General features: G+C 44.6%; 14 protein-coding genes and 1 pseudogene. 6 read left to right on the forward strand and 9 right to left on the reverse strand.

Annotated features, from left to right (window positions below; all coding sequences use genetic code 11):
- Nucleotides 1-93: 93 nt before the first annotated feature.
- On the reverse strand, nucleotides 94-1,449 hold the full coding sequence (locus ACR63N_RS00055; RefSeq protein ID WP_367110690.1) for a YadA-like family protein: 1,356 nt from the start codon (nucleotides 1,447-1,449) through the stop codon (nucleotides 94-96).
- A 302-nt stretch (nucleotides 1,450-1,751) separates the two neighbouring features.
- The gene (locus tag ACR63N_RS00060) at nucleotides 1,752-2,576 is read right to left on the reverse strand and encodes a hypothetical protein (RefSeq protein ID WP_367111136.1); all 825 of its coding nucleotides are present in this window, start codon (nucleotides 2,574-2,576) and stop codon (nucleotides 1,752-1,754) included.
- Between the two features lie 781 nt (nucleotides 2,577-3,357).
- Here ACR63N_RS00060 and ACR63N_RS00065 point away from each other — a divergent pair.
- From ACR63N_RS00065 to ACR63N_RS00085, 5 genes and pseudogenes are all read left to right on the forward strand, one after another.
- Nucleotides 3,358-5,640: a cation-translocating P-type ATPase gene (locus tag ACR63N_RS00065; RefSeq protein ID WP_472782280.1), complete on the forward strand. Its 2,283-nt coding sequence runs from the start codon at nucleotides 3,358-3,360 to the stop codon at nucleotides 5,638-5,640.
- A 28-nt stretch (nucleotides 5,641-5,668) separates the two neighbouring features.
- Nucleotides 5,669-6,184, forward strand: a complete 516-nt coding sequence (locus ACR63N_RS00070) for a transposase (RefSeq protein ID WP_367105913.1) — start codon at nucleotides 5,669-5,671, stop codon at nucleotides 6,182-6,184.
- A pseudogene (locus ACR63N_RS00075) lies at nucleotides 6,169-7,011 on the forward strand (IS3 family transposase); the annotation flags it as partial. The gene ACR63N_RS00070 and the pseudogene ACR63N_RS00075, both read left to right, overlap by 16 nt.
- A 59-nt stretch (nucleotides 7,012-7,070) precedes the next feature.
- A complete protein-coding gene (locus ACR63N_RS00080) occupies nucleotides 7,071-7,490 on the forward strand; it encodes a cation transporting ATPase C-terminal domain-containing protein (protein ID WP_472782281.1) in 420 nt (139 codons plus the stop codon).
- A 201-nt stretch (nucleotides 7,491-7,691) separates the two neighbouring features.
- Nucleotides 7,692-8,849, forward strand: coding sequence for a MalY/PatB family protein (locus tag ACR63N_RS00085; protein ID WP_472782282.1), 1,158 nt, complete (start codon nucleotides 7,692-7,694; stop codon nucleotides 8,847-8,849).
- 91 nt (nucleotides 8,850-8,940) lie between these two features.
- On the opposite strand, the gene ACR63N_RS00090 is transcribed toward ACR63N_RS00085, so the two are convergent.
- Nucleotides 8,941-9,069 carry a hypothetical protein gene (locus tag ACR63N_RS00090; RefSeq protein ID WP_472782283.1) on the reverse strand — a complete coding sequence of 43 codons (129 nt, stop codon included), beginning with the start codon at nucleotides 9,067-9,069 and terminating at the stop codon, nucleotides 8,941-8,943.
- A 225-nt stretch (nucleotides 9,070-9,294) separates the two neighbouring features.
- Here ACR63N_RS00090 and ACR63N_RS00095 point away from each other — a divergent pair, with 225 nt between their 5' ends.
- Nucleotides 9,295-10,233, forward strand: coding sequence for a DNA cytosine methyltransferase (locus tag ACR63N_RS00095; RefSeq protein WP_472782284.1), 939 nt, complete (start codon nucleotides 9,295-9,297; stop codon nucleotides 10,231-10,233).
- 1 nt (nucleotide 10,234) lies between these two features.
- Here ACR63N_RS00095 and ACR63N_RS00100 read toward each other — a convergent pair whose 3' ends face one another.
- The 6 genes from ACR63N_RS00100 to ACR63N_RS00125 all read right to left on the reverse strand — a co-directional run bounded on the left by ACR63N_RS00100 (nucleotide 10,235) and on the right by ACR63N_RS00125 (nucleotide 20,235).
- Nucleotides 10,235-11,137 carry a hypothetical protein gene (locus ACR63N_RS00100; protein WP_472782285.1) on the reverse strand — a complete coding sequence of 301 codons (903 nt, stop codon included), beginning with the start codon at nucleotides 11,135-11,137 and terminating at the stop codon, nucleotides 10,235-10,237.
- 7 nt (nucleotides 11,138-11,144) lie between these two features.
- The gene (locus ACR63N_RS00105; protein WP_472782286.1) at nucleotides 11,145-12,269 is read right to left on the reverse strand and encodes a hypothetical protein; all 1,125 of its coding nucleotides are present in this window, start codon (nucleotides 12,267-12,269) and stop codon (nucleotides 11,145-11,147) included.
- A 374-nt stretch (nucleotides 12,270-12,643) separates the two neighbouring features.
- Nucleotides 12,644-14,212 carry an FGGY-family carbohydrate kinase gene (locus ACR63N_RS00110; RefSeq protein ID WP_472782287.1) on the reverse strand — a complete coding sequence of 523 codons (1,569 nt, stop codon included), beginning with the start codon at nucleotides 14,210-14,212 and terminating at the stop codon, nucleotides 12,644-12,646.
- A gap of 207 nt (nucleotides 14,213-14,419) precedes the next feature.
- Nucleotides 14,420-16,066, reverse strand: coding sequence for a glycerol-3-phosphate dehydrogenase/oxidase (locus tag ACR63N_RS00115; protein ID WP_472782288.1), 1,647 nt, complete (start codon nucleotides 16,064-16,066; stop codon nucleotides 14,420-14,422).
- A 181-nt stretch (nucleotides 16,067-16,247) separates the two neighbouring features.
- A complete protein-coding gene (locus ACR63N_RS00120) occupies nucleotides 16,248-17,924 on the reverse strand; it encodes an FAD-binding oxidoreductase (protein ID WP_472782289.1) in 1,677 nt (558 codons plus the stop codon).
- A gap of 460 nt (nucleotides 17,925-18,384) precedes the next feature.
- The gene (locus ACR63N_RS00125) at nucleotides 18,385-20,235 is read right to left on the reverse strand and encodes a BCCT family transporter (RefSeq protein WP_472782290.1); all 1,851 of its coding nucleotides are present in this window, start codon (nucleotides 20,233-20,235) and stop codon (nucleotides 18,385-18,387) included.
- Nucleotides 20,236-20,497: the final 262 nt, after the last annotated feature.

A 20,497-nucleotide genomic window follows, 5' to 3' on the forward strand; every position in this document is an offset into this window, starting at 1 on the left:
TTGGGTACTAATTAAGCCTTTTTAGTTATGAAAAGACCCTGCAATTGCGGGGTCTTCTTAATTTTAGTTAATTTAATCAAGGTTAATCATATTCTACCAAGCAAAGGTGACCCCGCCACGTGCGCCGACTTTGCCTGTATCAAGACCAACACCAGCACCTGCTGAGATGGTCATGCTGTCATTGAGTCTTCCTGCAAAAGACGTACTTAGTGCTGAGCCGCCGCTATAATAACCTGTGCCAAACGACATAGCATAGCGTTTACCTGAAGGAATGACTGGGGTTTCTAGAGACAGTGCCATAGCGATGCCGTCTTCTGCTTCGTCTAAACGATCTTCTTGACGATTGTACTCGTTGCGCAAATCGTTAAATTGTCTAGATGTTGCTAGTGAGTCTACGCTGACACTAGTGCCTAAAGTGCCGTTGGCATCGGTGGTGACGATGTTGGTATTACCTGTTTGTGAATTTGTACTTGCTTGCAGCTGACCTGCGCCGCCCAGCGTGATCTGGTTGTCGTTTGCCGCGGAGGCTTGGTTACCGATAGCGATACTGTTTAAGCCGCCTGCGGTAGCTGCTTCACCGACGGCGGTCGAGCGAACACCCGTTGCTGATGCTAAATGACCGAATGCTTGAGCGCGTTCAGCGGTCGCTTGTGACTGCCAACCGACAGACGTTGAACCCACACCCGCTGCGTTTGCTTGACCACCGACAGCAGTAGCGGAATTGTTGCCCGCATTGGCTTGATTACCGACAGCAACCGTATCGTTGTCACCGCCAGCTGTTGCCGCTTCACCGACTGCTGTAGAGCGTACGCCGTTTGCCTGCGCCAAATGGCCGAATGCTTGAGCGCGCTCAGCGTTTGCTCCCGACTGCCAACCAATAGCCGTTGCGCCAGGACCGGTAGCAACTGATTCACCGCCAACTGCTGTGGTTGAGTTACCCTGAGCACTAGTACCAGCACCAATTGCCACAGCGTCATTACCATTGGCATTTGAGCCAACACCGTCTTCGTCCAAGGTTCCGTCATCATTTACGTCGTTGTTACCGCCGATAGCGATTGCACCGTTGCCTGTGGCAGTTGCATCTTCACCGACGGCGACTGATTGAACACCGATTGCAGAGGTCTGGTGTCCTAGCGCTGTTGAGCGATTTCCCTGAGTGACAGCCTGCCAACCGACGGCAGTTGCACCAGGACCAGTAGCAGCTGATTCACCGCCCACAGCAGTGGTGGAATTGCCAATTGCAGTCGAGTCTGTACCGACAGCGAGGGCATCTACGCCCGTTGCAGTAGCATTAACACCGCACTCTAGAGCAGTTGCATCGCCAGCATTTTCATTACAGTCTGCAGTTGCATCAGCTGAGGCAGAAACTGACATCAGTGTTGCCGTGGCAATTGCTAAGGCGAGGGTACTGATTTTTATCGCTGAGCATGGTAGAAAATCCGTTTTCATAATGCTATATCCTTTTGAAAAAGCCATCTTAGCTTAATAGTGGTTTAAGTAGGTAATAACAGAGTTTATATTGCTCGCAGTGTTGAATTCCTCCTATAATAAAAATACGAATATATATTCATATTTATGAATATATAAGCTATTAACTTATATTAATAACTCAACTAATGCTAGCGTTTTATTCTAAATATTACTTAAATCAATGAATAAATAATGACAAGCAAGAAAAACCCCGCAATAGCGGGGTCTCATTATTTTGTCTAGGGTTAATGGCTGTAACAGCGTTAGCAACTCTACTATGGTTATTTGGCTGACTTGTAGTAGTCAACGAGCATCGTGCCTAAAGTGCCGTTGTCATCGATAGTGACTATTCTGACCGTACCTGACTGTGACGCAGTACTAGACTGTACTTGTCCGGCATTACCTAAGACGACTTGGTTGTTTTTAGCTGCCATTGCACCGTTACCGATAGCGATGCTGTTCATGCCGCCTGCCATAGATTTATTTCCTACGGCGACCGAATTTGCACCTTGTGCTGCTGCTGCCTCTCCCACTGCGGTAGAACGTACGCCACTAGCGTTGGCTATGTGCCCAAAAGCTTGCGCGCGTTCGGCGCTAGCTTTGGATTGCCAGCCAATAGACGTTGAGCCAAGACCAGTAGCGTTGGCTTCACCACCAACGGCCGTTGCTGAGTTCAGAACCGCATTGGCTTTATTACCGATGGCAACGGTATCATTAGTACCGCCAGCCATGGCTGCCTCACCCACTGCGGTAGAGCGTACGCCGCTCGCATTGGCTAGATGACCAAAAGCTTGCGCACGTTCAGCAGTGGCTTTAGACTGCCAGCCAATAGACGTTGAGCCTAGACCAGCAGCGTTGGCTTGGCCGCCGACAGCTGTAGCTGAGTTGAGTCCTGCATTGGCTTGACTGCCGATAGCGACAGTATCGTTAGTGCCGCCAGCCATAGCAGTGTTGCCAAGAGCGAGGGCAGTACTGCTAGTAGTATTTGCATTCATTGGTTGAGACTCAGTACTTGTTGCCATAGTCGTGCATGAAGCGACGCCTACGATTGCTAAAGTAAGTACGCTCATTTTGAGTGCTAAGTTTGATGGAAAGTCCATTTTCATTATAAATTTATCCTATTTTAAAAAAGCCTTCATAGCTTAGTAGGTGGTTTGAGTGAGTGCTTATAGATCATAATCCATACAATATCAACGCACTTTGGCATAAATAACTTGAGTATATGTAGAATCGCAACATTAATGTAACACTAATTTTCAACCGTTATTCAAATAATGATAGTGTTATATTTTGAAAGGTCGTTTAAGCCGATGAACGGATAGATAACCTAAGTCAAAAAATACTCAAATAGATGGTCTGTGAAATATAGAGTAGACAAGGGCGTTAATTGATAAGATATGGCTGAGATAAACCCTTTCTCAACTAAGTCGCTGGCAAACGTGCTATTAAGTATTGGCAAAAACTTCACTCGTAATTCACTTATCATAGCCATCGTGGTCAGTGTAACCTTCTCTATTTTAGCTTTGATTACAATAGTCTCCTTGAGACGCGGTTTAGCCCTGACATGAGAGCCGTGAAAAAATTGCACTGCAATTTTAGGCTCGCAAGAGAAACTCTTTTAGATAAGAATTTTTTAAGGTTATCCTGTTAACGATAATAGCAAATGGCAGGATCAGCTCCAAAAACCATATCCTCTAAAACAAGCAAACTAAACCAAGCCAAACCAAACCTTACAACCACCAACTACGGTGGTATTTTTTTGTCTACAAAAAGCTGACTTTATCTCAAGTATTTACCTTTTCAGCCAATGACCAGCCTACCAGTTAAGCAGTCGTTAACGAAAGTTACAGCCCCGCTTTATTATCCTTAGTATCATAGTGGAATACGGTGACGACCCAGCAGACAAGTGAGGCAAGCATGTGGCATAGCAAAACCAAGGAACAAGTCGTAGATGAGCTGGAGGTTTCTCCGTCTGTGGGGCTAAACGAGCAGCAAGTGGCGGCGCGGCTAGAGAAGTATGGTAAAAACAAAATTACGGGCACTAAAAAGAAAAGCCTGGTAGCGATGTTTTTTGCACAAATGCAAGACGCCCTGATTTATGTGCTGCTGGCGGCGACAGTGATTACCTTTATCATTGGTGAGTATGTCGATGGCATTATTATTTTGCTAGTAGTGCTGATCAATGCCGTCATTGGCGTGGTACAGGAATACAAGGCTGAGCAAGCGATTGAAGCGCTACAAAAAATGTCCAATCCTCAAACCGTGGTGCGCCGCTCAGGTGCCAATCAAGAGATTGATTCAGAAGACTTAGTGCCGGGTGATGTGGTACTTATCGATGCGGGACGCTTTATTCCGGCGGATTTGCGTTTGATTCAGTCCTCCAATTTGCAAATTGAGGAGTCTGCCCTGACCGGCGAGTCGGTGGCAGCAAACAAAGATGCGAGCGTGGTTCTCGATGATCAGGATATCAATATCGGTGACCGTAGCAATATGGCGTTTCGCTCGACTACCGCCACTTATGGACGCGGCGAAGGCGTAGTTATCGCCACCGGTATGCAGACCGAGATGGGTAAGATCGCCAGCATCTTGGATAGTGAAGACGACACCATGACCCCGCTACAAAAGCGCTTAAATGAGCTGGGTAAGACGCTCGGGCTGATGGCAATTGGAGTGTCAGTGCTGATTTTAGCGATCAGCTTGTTTCAGGGTAGAGACACCTTTGAGATGTTTTTGACCGCTATTAGCTTGGCTGTCGCGGCGATACCAGAAGGTTTGGCGGCGATTGTAGCGATTGTATTGGCGCTAGGCGTGACGCGGATGTCAAAGATTAACGCCATTATTAAAAAGCTGCCCGCGGTGGAGACACTGGGGTCAGTGAATATCATTTGCTCGGATAAAACTGGTACCCTCACCCAAAACCGCATGACCGTGGTTGAGCATTTTACTTTGCAGGGTGAAAAAGCTATTGCTGAAAATGCTGAGGCTGATACTGATGCCCATATCGAGCTAAACGACGATGAAACACTGATGGCACGTAGTTTTGTGCTTTGTAATGATGCCTCAATCGAAGGCGAAGAAGAGACGGGCGATCCGACGGAGATTGCACTGGTGGCTTATGCTGAGAAGGCGGGACTGGTTAAGTCAGCACAAGAAGCCAAATATCCACGTATCGATGAGCGGCCTTTTGACTCTGAGCGCAAATTGATGTCGACCCTAAACCAGATGGATGCGGATACTAGCAATAATAACTATCGGGTGAATGTCAAGGGCGCGATCGATCAAGTGCTACCGCTTTGTACCCATGTTTTGGATCATGGCGAGGTAGTAGCGATCAGTGAGGCGTATAAACAGCGATTTCTTGCAGCGTCAAAAGCGATGGGGGAGAAAGCGCTGCGGGTATTGGCAGCGGCTTATAAAGAGGGCGATCAAGCCATCGCTCCTGAGCAGATGGAGCAGGGTTTGGTATTCGTCGGTATCGTTGGAATGATGGATCCGCCGCGAGAAGAGGTCAAGGACTCTATTCATGAGGCTAAAAACGCGGGCATTACGCCGATTATGATTACCGGCGATCATGCCGATACCGCTTTTGCGATTGCTAAGCAGTTGGATATGGCAGCAGAGCGCAAGCAAGCCCTGTCCGGTGCTGAGATTAATCAGATGGGGGAGGACACTTTTACTAAAGAGGTCTTAAACTACCGAGTGTTTGCGCGGGTTAGCCCAGAGCATAAAGTGCGCATTGTGAAGGCTTTGCAGTCACATGGTAATATCGTCTCAATGACGGGAGATGGGGTCAATGACGCGCCAGCGCTCAAAGCCGCTGATATTGGAGTGGCGATGGGCATTACCGGCACCGATGTATCCAAAGGTGCCAGCGATATGATTTTGACCGATGACAACTTTACCACCATCGTCCATGCTATTGAAGAGGGGCGCAATATCTATAAGAATATCAAAAAAGCGGTGGTGTTCTTATTGTCCTGTAACTTGGGTGAGGTCATTACCATCTTGGTTGCTATTATGCTCTCGTGGCCGCTGCCGTTGTTGGCCACGCAAATTTTGTGGATTAATCTGATTACCGACTCGTTCCCTGCGATTGCGCTAGGCATCGATACGCCGGACAAGGAGGTGATGAATGAAAAGCCGCGTGATCCTATGAACTGCCCCCCATAAGTTGGACACAATTTATGGGGGTTATTTTATGCGTTACGATCTAGACTTTAAGATCAAAGTCATAGCATACTACAAGCAAGGACATAGCGGACATGCTACCAGTGAGAAGTTTTCTGTAAATCCGCGGTTTGTCAGCAAATGGGTCGAGCAATATCAACATGGTGGCATAGACGCTATCAAGCCTAAGGTCGATAGGACTAAATACAGTAGCGACTTTAAGTATAAAGTGCTCGCTGTGATGTTATCAGAAGGACTAAGTCAGTCTGAAACTGCCCTTAGGTTTACTATCAGCTCACCTGCGCTTATTAGCCACTGGCACAACGCTTATCGACACTACGGTATGTCTGGACTCACCTCTAAATATAAAGGTAGTAATCCTATGACCTCTCCTATCACAGACAAACCTGATGAGGACAAGACCCTAGCAGAGCTCAAACGTGAGAACGAGTATCTACGAGCGGAGAATGCGTATTTAAAAAAGCTCGATGCCTTGCTCAGAGCGGAGGAACAAGCAGACAAAAAGCAAGGCTCATCGAAGGACTAAGACAACAGCACGTGTTATCTGACTTACTCACCATAGCAAAGCTTGCAAGGAGTAGTTTCTACTATCATAGAGCGAGTCTTTGGGATAAAGACAAATACGCTCCCTTGAAACAGCGCATCCGTGATATCTACCACCAGCATAAAGGTCGATATGGCTATCGTCGAATCACTCAGACACTTAAGAATGAAGGACTAAAGGTCAACCATAAGCGGGTTGCAAGGCTTATGGGACAGCTTAAGCTGACTGCCAGAATCAGACGACAAAGGTATCGATCCTACAAAGGACAGTGCGGCGTTATAGCTAAGAACAGGGTCAAGCGTAAGTTCAGAGCAGGTGCGCCTAATCGCAGATGGTTTACTGACATCACTGAATTTAAGGTCGGCGGTGATAAGTTGTATCTATCACCCATACTCGATGGCTACAACAATGAGATCATCAGCTACGAGCTTTCAAGACGACCCGTCTATGATTTAGTCAAACAGATGCTTGAGCGTGCCGTTAAAAACATACCTGCAAAGCGCAAAGAGGAGCTCACCCTGCATTCAGATCAAGGCTGGCACTATCAAATGAAACCGTTTGCAAGTACGCTTAGAGCGAATCATATTAATCAAAGTATGAGCCGTAAGGGTAATTGCTTAGACAATGCATTGATGGAAGGGTTCTTTGGTACGCTCAAATGTGAGACGATTTATATTGAGAAACCGAATACCATTGAGGATTTAGAGCAACAGATTCATGAGTATATCCACTACTATAATCATGAGAGAATTCAACTTAAACTAAAAGGACTGAGTCCTGTAAAGTACAGAACTCAGTCCTTGATGTAAACTTAAACTGTCCAAGTTTAGGGGGTCAGTTCACTAGCGAGAGCTTTTTTGCAGGTGGCGTGGGGCTTAGAGCGATTATCGGCGGGGTGCTGATTGGGTCTTTAGCCTTGGTAGCGTTTTATATTGGTCTCAGTGAAGAGGGCTACCATTTGGGGCAACGCGATATCCCTGAAAGTGTGCTGGCGCATGCGCGTACCATGACCTTTGTGGTGCTGGCAGGCTCGCAGTTGTTTTACTCGTTTGCGCTGCGTCATGGCTCCAAGTCCGTGTTTCAGTTGGGACTGTTCTCTAATCCTTATCTGGTCGCGGCGGTGGTGTTTGGCTTTGCCTTGCAAGTTGTGGTAATCAGCGTGCCGTTCTTGGCCGACGCCTTTAAGCTACAGCCGCTTGAGATGCACGATTGGCTTATTGTGCTTGGATTATCCTTGATTCCTTTTGTGCTCAAAGAGTTATCAAAGTTGTTTGTTAAGTATGAGTAGAGGTAGTTAATTTAAAGTCTAAAAAGAGACCGTAATTTAAGCGTGCTACTGGTATAAATTTTCCTTGCGTGCTGTGTCGTTGCAGCCAGAGGCTGCGAAACTTGCACTTCAAAAGCTAGTATCCTAGTAGCACTGTATTCTTTTTAAATTGAAATGATTATAGTTGATGTTAGATAAAACTTACCCTTTAAGGAGCAGCCCATGCAATATAATTTCGATGAAACCATCGATAGACGAGATACGGGTTCGGTCAAATGGCACTATAGCGATGACACCATTCCACTGTGGGTCGCTGATATGGATTTTAAAGCAGCTCTGCCTATCTTGGATAGTGTCCAGCGTGTGGTGGATCACGGCATCTTGGGTTATACCAAACCGACCGACGCTTTGTATGATGCGATTATCAACTGGCATAGCAATCGTTATGGCTTGGATTTGACACAGGATAATATCTTATTTTCGCCGGGGGTGGTGCCAAGCCTCGCGCTGATGATGCAGATATTCACCGAGACAGGGGACGCGGTACTGGTCAATGATCCTATCTATACGCCGTTTATGACTAAGGTGAAGCAAAATAAGCGTACGCTGGTAATGTCAGCACTAAAAGAAGTCGATGGTAAATATCAGCTAGATCTAAAAGATATCGAAGCCAAAATCATCGAGCATAAAGTAAAGCTGTATTTATTATGCAATCCGCATAATCCGGGCGGGCGCGTTTGGACGAGAGATGAGCTTGAAGCATTGCTTATGATTTGCAAAAAGCATGATGTGGCGATTGTCAGTGATGAGATACATCAAGATTTAACTTTGAGTGGTCATACCTTTACGCCTTTTTTAACGCTAGCAGAAGGCTACGCACATAAAGTGGTCAGCCTGACCTCCATGACCAAAACCTTTAACGTGGCGGGTATTAAAGGCTCAATGATCTTTGCTAAAGATGAGACATTACTGAAAAAAATCAGTCAGCAGCAAAATTTGAACGATGAATATGAGCTGAATTTATTTGCCTATACGGTGATGCAAAGTGCTTATGAGCATGGCGGAGAGTGGCTTGAGCAGGTGCTGGCTTATATCGAAAAAAATATCGAGATCACGATAGATTTTTTAGTAGGGCATCTGCCCGATATTAAAGTGATGCGCCCTGAGGCGTCGTATTTGATTTGGCTGGATTGCTCGGCATACGCGCAAGATGATCAGGCGCTTTATGACAAACTGCGAGCTGCTAAAGTTGAGCTAAATTCTGGGATTAAATACGGTCGCGAGGGACATCTAAAAATGCGGATCAATGTGGCTTGTCCTGAGGCGCTGCTGCGTGAGGGATTAAATCGGGTTTATGCGGCGTTTAGTGGTGGGGTTTAATCTTAAGCTAATTTTGTAGTGCGGTAGGTAAATAGCACATCTTTAAAAGTAAGATAATAGGTAGCCAATCCCGCCGTCCGCTATTATCTGCTTAGTCGCTGGCGTGCAAGCCACAGTGTCCGCTGGCGTTTGCTCTAGACGAGCGACCACTACCAGCCACGGCTTGCATCGCCATCGTCGTTAGCAGGATAACCGCTCCAGTCGGGGCTAGCGGCGACATCGCTTTCTTTGCATTTATTTATTGTGGTTAAACTATACTAAAAGAAAAGGGTGATTGTTGAGTAGGCGCGTTATGCAGGTTTGTTAGGAAACGTGAAACTAAATTCAGTAGATGTTAGAATATATGGCTTCTAACCTTAAAATAACTACTTTATAATAACTCTAAACTGTTAGAATAGCAGAGTTAAATGCTTTTCTTGAACTAATTTGGAACGAATAATAAATTATGAAAACAGCAGTTTCATTATTCTCTGGATGTGGTGGGTCAGATGCTGGTTTGCATGCGGCTGGCTTTGATATTCTGATGGCAAACGATATTATTCCATATGCTAAAGATACATATCTCGAAAATCTACCTGAAACTGATTATAAGTTAGAAGATATCAAAAAAATTGAACATTTTCCAGAGTCTGACTTACTAGTAGGATGCTATCCTTGTCAAGGTTTTAGTCAAGGAGGAGCAAGAATAGCTGATAAAAAAGTTAACTATCTCTATAAAGAGTTTGCACGAGCATTAAATTATATTAAACCGAAAGCTTTTATAGTAGAAAATGTCTCAGGTATGCTAAGGAAGACTTTCACTCACCTTTTGAAAGATCAAATTGAAATCTTCACCGATGCGGGCTACAACGTTGAGTATCAACTTCTAAATGCAGCAGACTTTGGAGTAGCTCAAAATAGAAAGAGAATATTCATTGTAGGTATTAGAAAAGACTTCGGCATTAAATTTGAATTTCCAAAACCTACTCATGGAAGTGATGATCTAGCTTTTAATACAATTAAAGACGCTTTATCAGGTTTGCCAGAGTGGCCAGAAGAAGAAGAATATTATAATGAAGGTTTTCATTGGTACTATATGTCGAGAAATCGTCGCCAGAACTGGGAAGACTTATCAAGAACTATAGTTAGTAGTGCTCGCCATATGCCTTTGCACCCTATTAGCCCCGAAATGGAAAAGGTTCAAAAAGATGAATGGCGTTTTGTAAATAATAGACCAGCTAGAAGGTTTAGTTATAGAGAAGCCGCTTGTCTTCAGGGATTTGATAAAAATATAATCTTTCCTGATACAGAAAATGCTACCTTGAATAATAAGTACAAAGTAATCGGTAATGCAGTTCCACCTCCACTTTTTGAAGTAGTAGCTAAAGCATTGCCGTGTTTTTAACTTATTCTGTAATAGTTCTACTATAAGTTAGCATTGAATCAAAATTATTTGGGAAAGAGAAATTCTCAAGGTCATCGTTTCTTAAGAAGTTTATCACTCTTAATCTGTCGAATATAATATTATTTTGGATATCTCCTTTAACAGACCATCGACCAGCATTATCTCTAAAACATATTGGTGTAAATAACATACTATTCCATCTATTAGTGTTCTGTCCTAGATGACCTATTCGATCGTACGAAGCATCATTTTGTTTCTTACTCCATTCAGATCTAGAACAAGCGCATTGAGCTAAAATCGACATAATGTTGCTAGTTTCATATTTGTCAGCTCTGTACCAAGATACTAAGTCGATTCCACCGTCACCGCTATCTCTGTTTCTAAAAAAACTATCATCACAAAGACCTTTATTTCCTATTTTATTAAAAAGATCGTTTAAACGTTCTGCCTTGGTACCTGAAAAGTCTTGGTTGTTCTTGCCAAAACGTTTACTTTCTGCTTTATCACCTGTGAATTGAATCAGACTTAGAAGCGATAGGTCTTCAAATATTTCTGTAAATTCATTTCTATAAGTTTTTTCTATGAATGGTAGGTTTGCTGATAAAAGTAAAAATAAATATGCTTTTTGCTTAAGATCTAAGCTAGTAGAAAGCGTAATTGTATTATTGTCCTTTTCGAACGGATACCTATCTGAAAAAGCTTCAATTCTCCATTCAATTTGTTCTCTAACATCTAATCTATCATTTTCTAGTCTTAAATAGTTACAAGAATAATCACTTAAATGATCTTCCATGTCATCAAGACTTACCTCTTTATCTAGAGAAGTAATACACAATATCTCAAAAAAATCTGCAATTGTATGAATATCTGAGTCCCTAGGTCTATCAATTTCGCCCCATACCATATTATAACTACTCCTTATCTTCTACAAGGGCTCTAGCAGAAACGTAAAGAGACTTAGCTTTTTTCTGAATACTGTCTAGCTCACTAATATGGTATTCATTTAAATAGTCACTTACTAAAGTGAGCAATTCTTGAAGTGACGTCAAGTTATTGTTTATTTTATTTAAACCGTCTTCAAATCCATCAAGCAAACCTCCTGCCAAAGTAAATGAGGTTTCTAAAATATCATTTTCATTCTGATGCTTTATTAAATAATTCAAAGAATCATCATTTGCAATAACTTTAGCTAATTTTTGAATTTCTCTAGATTCTCTTACAATTTTATTTTTCTCTTTGTCACCATATAACCAAGAAAGTAGGTTTCGAGTATTTTCTGAATCAACATTGTTTTGATCGATAGGTTTTTCCTTATCTAAACTTACATAGCTTTTGATACTACTGTTATTCAAGGCAGTAGTTAAAAGAGAGAAATGAATATCGTTAGGTCTCTTCCCTATATCTTCTAAAATTCTTTCATCATCAGCAAAGTTTAGTACTTCTAACCCTCTAAGCAGGTTCTCAACACTAGGGTATTTACTACCTATATTTTTTGCCAAAATCTTGTAAATTTCTATCGAACTCAGATTATTATCTTTTTGTTCTTCAGTTGTTTTATCATAGAGTTGTTTAAGATATCTAGCTTTAGCTAAGTGATCCCACTCTTTAATCCCTGTTATATGACGATAGCCAAGATATCCTAATATTTCTTCTCTCGCTTTATATACTATGCAAGGTATCTCCTTTATCTCTCTAGTTGATTCACTAAGGATAGCTTTTATAGTATTTTCTTTTCTAGGAGGAGGAAAGCCGTTTATAAGTTTTAATGCTCCTAACCTTCTATTACCTTCGACAACGATATACGTGTCATCATTGTCGTTAGACGGACATACTAGTAATGGTTCACCTTGAAAATAGCCTTGTGATAACAAAGACTTCATTAAATCATCAATATTAGCCTCAGCTAGCAAGTATTCAATAACTTCATTCTCATCTGAACCGTCTATTTCAATTGGTATGCGAGGATTGAGTGGATCAAACCTTAATAGAGTAACAGGTATATTCTGTATTTTATTCTGAGACGTTGGACTAGACATTTAATGACCTTTTCGCTCTATAATTGAAAGTACATAATTTACTTAACCAATTTCATGTGTCATAAATTTACTGGAGTTAATTGTAGCATTCTTAATTTACACATATAAGGTTTAATAATATATTATTCTACAAATATCTGTCTCGAGACGCGTTTTAGCCGTGACTGACGCGGTATCCTGTGCGACTAAGCGGGTTGCGGGCACTCGGCTGAGGGTAGTATCGAGAATACAGGAATGCCATCAGCCGTTAGTGCCCGCCACGCTTAGGTGTACAGATACAAGCAGAAGGCGCGATTAGCTCCCATAACCTCTTTACTAAAATCATCCCACCTTTTGACCACTCCCAAGACGCCGACACCTAAAACTCGCGCAGACTACTTGGCGGGGTAGCCTGTGATGTCTTGAATGCTCTGATACAACGGTTTTAGGCGCTCGTACATCTTCAGATAGACCTCGTTATACAGGCGCTTGTAGAGTTGCACGTTGGCCTCAATAGGGACGAATTCGTCGCCTAAATGAGTCATAGCGTCGCTTGCTGTCGCGTGATCGGGATAGACGCCGAGCCCCACCGCGCAGTTGATGGCAGCGCCGAGGCCAGTGGCCTCATAAGTGTGCGGGCGGTAGGCGGGCATGGCAAAGATGTCGGCGGTGAGCTGCATGGCGGCATCGCTTTGGGAGCCGCCGCCTGAGACGCGCAGGTGTTTGATGGGTTTGCCAGTGCGTTTCTCGATGGTATCAAAGCCGAGCTTAAGCTCGTAAGCCAGCCCCTCTAAGATAGCGCGGTACACGTGCGCGCGGGTATGCACATCACCAAAACCGATAAGTGCGCCTTTGCCCTCAAGCCCAGGATGACGGACGCCCGGCGACCAATAGGGCTGCATGATGAGTCCCATGCTGCCGGCTGGAATGCCTTTGACGGCGGTATCGAGGAGCTTTTCGGTGTCGATGCCTTGGGTTTTGGCAAGTTGTTGCTCGTAGTGGGCGAATTGTTCTTTAAACCAGCTGACCATCCAAAAGCCGCGATAAATCATGTATTCATGATTGTAGTAGTGCGGGGCGGCGGCGGTGTAGGCGGGCATGTGTTTGAGAATCTCGACGTAGTCGGGGGAGATGGTGTTGATGGTGGCGGTGGTGCCAAAGCTAAGACACGCAGTATCGGCGGCCAGTCCCGCTGCGCCTAGGGCTTCGCAGGCTTTATCACTGGCGGCGGCAATCATCGGCGTGCCCTCTGGGATGCCGGTGGCTTTGGCAGCTTTGGCGCTTATCTCACCGAGGGTTTGGCCTGGTGGGACAATTTTGGGCATTTGCTCGGGGGTACAGCTAAACAGTCGCCATTTCAGGGTGTTGGGTTTGAGCCATGTTTGCGCTTTGTAGTCATACGGCAAGTAGCCGACCGAATGACCATTTGAGTCGATAAGTTCACCTGTGAGCTGATAGGTGAGGTAGGCGGAAAGGTTGACGTAGTGCGCGGTCTTTGCCCACATCTCAGGCTCATTTTGCGCGAGCCAATTACAACGCGCTTTTTGCTGCGCGTCTTTTACCAATTCGCCCATACCGATGATTTTGGTCAGCGGGTTTAAAAAACCAATGTCGTGTGTCTCAGCGCGGCGCAAATCCATCCAAACGATAGCAGGACGTAGCGGCTGCATGTCTTTATCAAGGCAAATCATGGTATAGCGCTGGGTGGCGAGACTGACGCCGGCGATTTGCTCAGGTTTAATATCGCAGCTTTGCCACAGCTTTTGACAGGCCTCAACCACTTTTTGCCAGTAGTAGTCGGCGTGCTGCTCAGCATAATTGGGCTGCTCAGAGAAATACGGCTCGATAGGCACGCGGGCTTTGGCAATCTTGTTGCCAAATTGATCAAAGATAAGCGCTCTGACGCTTTGGGTGCCATTGTCGATAGCTAAGAAGTAAATCGGGCTTGCAGGATTATCGGTCATAGTCGTCCTTAACTATAGTCGAACCGCTCTTAAAGTGTTACAGCGTTAGAATCGCTTAGCCTACTACTGCAGTACTTGCGCTCGTCTGCCTTGTACCACTTTTAATATCAGTTGACTATCTGTAGAGTTACACAGATAGTTTATATAAAAATTTACACCAGTAGCACTGATCCAGAACATTGATTTCTATAATAATTCGAAGAAACACTAAGCCGCAGGCAAATGATAATAACGTTGCCATAAATCGGTATAGCGAGCGACTTCTTGTTGCCACTTTTGCTCATCCCAGCCCAGCTCCTCGCAGCAGATTTGCTTGAGTCTAGCGCTAATAAGCGGCGTCAAAGCGCCATTGGGTAGTATAAGACCCAAGCGCGTACGCCGCAGTAGCAAATCATCTAAATGTATGACTTGTTCAAAGCGTGCGGCAAAGCGAATCTCCGCCCAAAGGGTATTGCTATCAGTGACGTAAGTTAGATCATCGTCATGCGCGAGCTCTAACAAGTTATCAAGTTGTAGACCATAAAAACCTTGTAAACGCTGTTGTAAAGGTTTTGGCAAAGTGGCGAATTTGGGATGGGTCGGCGTAGGATTACTAAAGACCTGATTGCCATTTATCGTTTGGCTTTGAGTAGCAGATTCATCAAGCGCGAGCACCTTTTGACAGATCTTTAGGACATCAAGAGCAATCAGGCGAAATGTGGTTAGTTTGCCGCCACTGACGGTCACCAGATTGTTATCGAGCCAAACGCTATGATCGCGTTTTTCTTTACTGGGGCTAACGCGCTTACCATTACCGTTATCGGATATCAGCGGTCTTACGCCTGCCCATGAGCTGATGACATCGTCTCGATTGAGCTTGGCATTAGCAAACAGACCGTTGGTTGCCGCTAATAGATAATCGACTTCTGCATTGGTAATGCCGACTTCTTGATCGTCTAAAGGTGGATGATCCAAATCAGTGGTGCCAAGCACGGTGCGGTTCTCCCACGGGAAAACGAACACTGCTCGCTTATCAGTAGGATGCAAAAAGGTATAGGCTTGGTCAATAGGCAAGCGCTCTTGACTGACCACTAAGTGACTACCGCGTGAGGGACGGATTTGCTTATGAAAGCTTTGCTCAGTTTGCGCACGGGCCTGCATACGTAAGGTATCCGCCCAAGCGCCTGTCGCACTGACCACCACTTTGGCATAAACCTCAAAAGTCTGATCGCTATCTTTAGAAGCCGTGTCTTTAAGAGTTGCACCAACGACTAAACCTTGCTCATTAGTGATGAGCGACTCAGCTTTGAGATAATTAATCGCCTGCGCGCCGTCATGGGTGGCCTCACCAAGTACGCGCATCACTAAGCGCGAATCATCGGTGACCGCATCGCTAAACTGACTGGCTCCTAAGAATTTATCTTGCTTGATATTAGGATTTAGCCGCAAAAAAGCGTCCTTTTTGAAGTATTTAAAGTAGCGCTTACCCGCTATTTTGTCATAGACTCTTAGCAAGGTATTAAATATCCACGGCGGCGGAAACTTACCCTTATAATGTGGCATGATGTAGTGCATCTCGTTGACCAGACCGCCTGCTTCGCTGAGCATACGCTCACGCTCGCGGACGCTTAGTAAAGTGGTTTTATAATCGCCTGAGGCAATATAACGCAGACCACCATGTACCATTTTGCTTGAGCGGCTGGAGGTGCCCCAAGCAAAGTCTTTTTGCTCGATAAGTAGTACCGCAAGACCACGCCTTGCCGCCTCGCGTGCAATACCGGCACCGGTGATACCGCCGCCGATAATGAGCATATCCCAAGGTTCAGATTGTGCTAAAGGCGCGAGTGCTTGCTGGCGTTGTGTAGATTGGGTCATAAGGGTATCTTCTTAAATGACGTAAGTCAGTCGGTTCACTACAAAATAAATACAGTGCTACTGGGATGCTTCTTTTAAGCGATAGTTGTGCAGCCTCTGGAGTTTTGAGACCGCACAGCAAGCAAGGAAAATTTATACCAGTAGCACAGGATAGAAAACCTCTCTCTCATATTTTTAATTTCTATTCCTCAAGCAACACACCCGGGTTCATACGTTGCTCAGGATCTAAGCTTTTGAGCATATCACGAGTCACTTGTAGACCCAGATTGCCTTTTTCAGCAGCGAGATACGGGGCATGATCGCGGCCGACGCCATGTTGATGTGAGATGGTGGCTTTACCATTAGCCACGCTAGTACTCGCCGCATGTTTGATTTTTTGCCAGCGCTGCAAGGTGGTTGCGTGATCCTTGGCGGCGCGGAAAAAGTAGGTGGTATAAAGACTTGCGCCTTGCTTATAAACGTGCGAGATATGGGTAAAGGCCATGACTTTCTCGCCTTCATCAGCGAGTGAGTTTCTGACCGCCTCTTGCATCTGCGCCATTTGCTCGTCGATATGGATCCAGTTGGTGGCGGTCTCAAAGGTATCAACCATGATGCCGCGATCCCAAAGCGTACCGCGCAGATAAGGGAACTTAAAACGCCCGTGCGCCCAGACGCTGCCCATAATATCGGTGATTTTGCCCGTGACACTACCATTTTGCTTTAACAGTTTATTAAACTGAGTTAGCGCTAATTTATTCTGCGCTTTATCGCCTGAGACGCCATAAGTGAGCATGACTTTATCTGAGCTGAGTCCACGCGCTTTTAGATAAGTGCTAATCGCTAAAAACTGACTTGGCGTAGTACCTAGATGCAAATGTGCGTCAGTCTCGACAGCGTTGCTCAGGCGTAGCATAGACAAGCGAATATCTTGTTGCACCGCTTGTTTGAGTACCGTTTTGCCCGCTTGCCAATTGGGCAAAAAGGCCACTTTAAATAGCTCTTCCTCGGGTTGCGGCTGGACGCGCATCTTAACTTCGGTAAAGATACCTGCGCGGCCTTCAGTGCCCATCATCATCTCACGCAGATCAGGCCCTGCCGAGGATGCAGGGATATCAGCGATTTGTAGCACGCCTTGCGGAGTGACTAAAGTACCGCCAGCGAACATCTGCTCGATACGCCCATAGCCTAATGACTGCTGACCACTAGAGCGCGCGGCAATCCAGCCGCCAAGCGTTGATAGCTCCCACGACTGCGGATAATGTCCCAAGCGATAACCATGCTCGTCCAGCTGCGCCTCGACTGCTGGGCCTTGGGTACCCGCGCCAAAAGTGGCAATTTGGCTCTCGTTATCTAAATGAATAAGGCGATCCATTTTACTCATGGCGATTGTCAATACGGGTCGCGAACCCTGTTGTGGATTGATATGACCGACTACAGAAGTACCGCCGCCGAAAGGAATAACGATTAAGTCGTGCTCTTGGGCGAGCTTGAGTAATTGCTCGACATCATTGGTCGATTCAGGGAAAGCCACGCCGTCAGGGAAGACCTCAAAGTCGCCGCTGTGCATCGCGATCCAGTCGGGAAAGCTTTGCCCGCGGGCATGTCTGAGTCTGACTTCTTGATCGGTCGATACTATATCAAGAGCACTGATAACTTTAGGCAAGCGTGATTTGGGCACGGTTTTGAGCACTTGCTGTAAGCTGACAGATTTGAGTTTCTTAGTCTTACCGATATGCGATTTGATCAGTTTTGCGCCATGCGGTGAGACTTTTTTATTGATATTGACATTGCCCCAACCGTTCCAGCGTGTTTGTTCTATGGGAGTGTTGGTTTTTGCAGCGCTATCTAGGTTCGTACTATCGGTATTTGTTGTCATTGCAGTTACCGCAGTTGGGGAAATGTGATTGACTTTATCACTTCTACGGATAAGAGATTTGATTGTGCTCATAGAGACATACCTGTCGTTGATGATAACCCTATCCAAATAAGCGTCAAAATCAATGCTTGAGTCGGGTTTAAATAATGTAAAACGATCTAATAACTAATCATTGGGAAGATAAATGAAGGCATAATTTTTATTAACGTTATACCGCTATAGCAGACATTTAGATTGCTGTTGGATAATAAAGAGTTAATGATAAACCAATCATCTCAATTGTTTGCCAATAGCCAAGTAAAAGCAACTATCTTCTGTAGTCCCGTCATTCATAGGATGAGATTTGTAACCTTTATAGGTAACATACTTCAAAATAGATTATAAAAAAGGCTGGACTACTAACGCAGACCAGCCTTTTTTTAAGTTTTCTAGAGTAAAAGCGCCTTAATTATGTTTTATCTCATCTCTTATCATCGGTACCTTCGCGCATTTGCTCCCACTCCTCGTTTTGCTGCATTATTGAGCCTTCAAGAGATTCTGAGGTTTCCCCCTCCTCCCACGGAGCATTGGCAGGCAGCTCTTCGATATGAATGGTTTTTATACTGTAATCAGGCTGATAAGCCAAATCATAGCGTGCCGCTTTGATCACTGATACCATCATCATCGACAAAATAATAATGAGCGGCGCGCCGGCAATAATAGAAGCGGTTTGCAAGGTTTGCAAATCGCCTAAAAACATCAAGATTGCGGGCAATAAACACAAGGTAAAGGCCCAAAATAAACGATTCCAGCGATGTGGCTCATCGTCGACCTCTATTTGTACTACAGACGCCAAGATATAAGAGATCGAATCAAAGGTAGTGGCAGTAAAGATAGTGGCTAAAAAGGTGAATACCGCGACGACTAAATAAGACATTGGCAGACTATTTAGGATAGCAAAAATCGCCGCAGTTGGGGACTCGTTATTCAAAATACCAATGACATCTAAAGCGCCAGTCATTTGCAAATATAATCCGTAATTACCAAGAATAATCATAAACATCGCACAGCCAAGTGAGCCGTAGAACATCGAGCCTACGACCATATTGCGAATGGTACGTCCTCTAGATATTTTGGCGATAAATAACCCAATAGTAGGCGCAAATACCAACCACCATGCCCAATAAAACACCGTCCAATCTTGCGGGAAGGTTATCGGCTCAAAGCCAAATGCTTGAAAGTCTTTAAAGGGTTCGATATAAGTCATCATTCGCGGCATCTCGGTGATAGAGCGCCCCATAGCCTCCAGACCGGTATTTAAAATAAATACCGTAGGCCCGACAATCAATACAAATAATAAAAACGCCACTGCTAGATAAAAATTGATATTGGAGAGCTTTTGGATACCGCCTTTGAGCCCTTGATAAGCACTATAAGCAAAAATCATGGTAGTAATTAGTAGTACTACAATTTGCATAGTGATGTTGCGCGGTAAGCCAAATAAATTATATAACCCTTCATTGATAAGCGGAGAGGCTAGACCTAGGGTAGTCGCACCGCCGCCGACCATCCCAAAAACAAACAGGACGTCGAGCATTTTGGCCCAATTGCTACCCGCCAGCTTTTCACCTAATAATGGCATCAAGGTCTGACTGACTTTGAGGACTGGCGTTTGGCGTACGTAATAAAAGTAGGAAATAGCGACGGCAGGTACTAGGTAGATGGCCCATGCCACAGGACCCCAGTGAAACATACCATAAGTTGTCGCCCAGCGAATGGCATCTGGCGTACCGCCTGCGATGCCAAAAGGCGGGCTTTGATAATAATAAGCCCATTCAATCAGCCCCCAGTACAGAATACTGGCACCAATACCGCCGCAAAACATCATAGCTGCCCAAGAACCATTGGCAAATTCAGGTTTTTCTTCGGGACGGCCTAGTTTGATCTTACCAATATCAGAAAATACAATGTAAATCACAAATAGCATCGCTAGGACACCAAAACCTAGATAAGCAAAACCGAAGTTATCTCCTACGAAGTTTCGAGCTATGCCTACCCACTCTTTACCTTGTTCAGGAAAAAGTATTAAAGGGATAGCAATACTTAGCAGTATCACGAGTACCATACCGAAGGTAAATTTATCAATACGCGTATCGGGTACGTGATCGGGTCGCCACTGCGGAATGGACATACCAACATTAAAGGTACCCAAATGAGGGGGTTTATAATACTTTGATCGTGCTCTTACATAGTCAGGTAAGTATTGTTTTGACAGTCCAGTTTTGTTCTTACGGGACTTTTTACTGTCTCGATTGTTATTAGAGCTACCCATCTTATTGTCCTGTTTTGAAGTTAAAGACTAAAATCACAGAAAGAGTGGGCGTGTCGTCAATTAAAACATCATCCTTATAATCTAATTGATGACGCGCCTTTATTTACCCTATAACGACTCCTTTGATTATTTTAGTTAATATGGATTGTTTTGGTTGCGTACTATTAAATAGTGCTTATAGATAATACTGCTAAATAGTAGTATTTAACAGTATTTTTAAAATTACTTGATAATTGTTGGGTTGATGGAGGTGATGTATGCT

It is taken from the genome of Psychrobacter sp. M4 (assembly GCF_055699795.1).

Coding starts and splice junctions, on each gene's coding strand:
- ACR63N_RS00110 (WP_472782287.1), bottom strand. CDS start 14,212: ATGACCGATAATCCTGCAAGCCCGATTTACTTCTTAGCTATCGACAAT.
- ACR63N_RS00115 (WP_472782288.1), bottom strand. CDS start 16,066: ATGACCCAATCTACACAACGCCAGCAAGCACTCGCGCCTTTAGCACAA.
- ACR63N_RS00125 (WP_472782290.1), bottom strand. CDS start 20,235: ATGGGTAGCTCTAATAACAATCGAGACAGTAAAAAGTCCCGTAAGAAC.
- ACR63N_RS00055 (WP_367110690.1), bottom strand. CDS start 1,449: ATGAAAACGGATTTTCTACCATGCTCAGCGATAAAAATCAGTACCCTC.
- ACR63N_RS00120 (WP_472782289.1), bottom strand. CDS start 17,924: ATGACAACAAATACCGATAGTACGAACCTAGATAGCGCTGCAAAAACC.
- ACR63N_RS00100 (WP_472782285.1), bottom strand. CDS start 11,137: ATGGTATGGGGCGAAATTGATAGACCTAGGGACTCAGATATTCATACA.
- ACR63N_RS00105 (WP_472782286.1), bottom strand. CDS start 12,269: ATGTCTAGTCCAACGTCTCAGAATAAAATACAGAATATACCTGTTACT.
- ACR63N_RS00085 (WP_472782282.1), top strand. CDS start 7,692: ATGCAATATAATTTCGATGAAACCATCGATAGACGAGATACGGGTTCG.
- ACR63N_RS00060 (WP_367111136.1), bottom strand. CDS start 2,576: ATGAAAATGGACTTTCCATCAAACTTAGCACTCAAAATGAGCGTACTT.
- ACR63N_RS00095 (WP_472782284.1), top strand. CDS start 9,295: ATGAAAACAGCAGTTTCATTATTCTCTGGATGTGGTGGGTCAGATGCT.
- ACR63N_RS00090 (WP_472782283.1), bottom strand. CDS start 9,069: ATGTCGCCGCTAGCCCCGACTGGAGCGGTTATCCTGCTAACGACGATG.
- ACR63N_RS00070 (WP_367105913.1), top strand. CDS start 5,669: ATGCGTTACGATCTAGACTTTAAGATCAAAGTCATAGCATACTACAAG.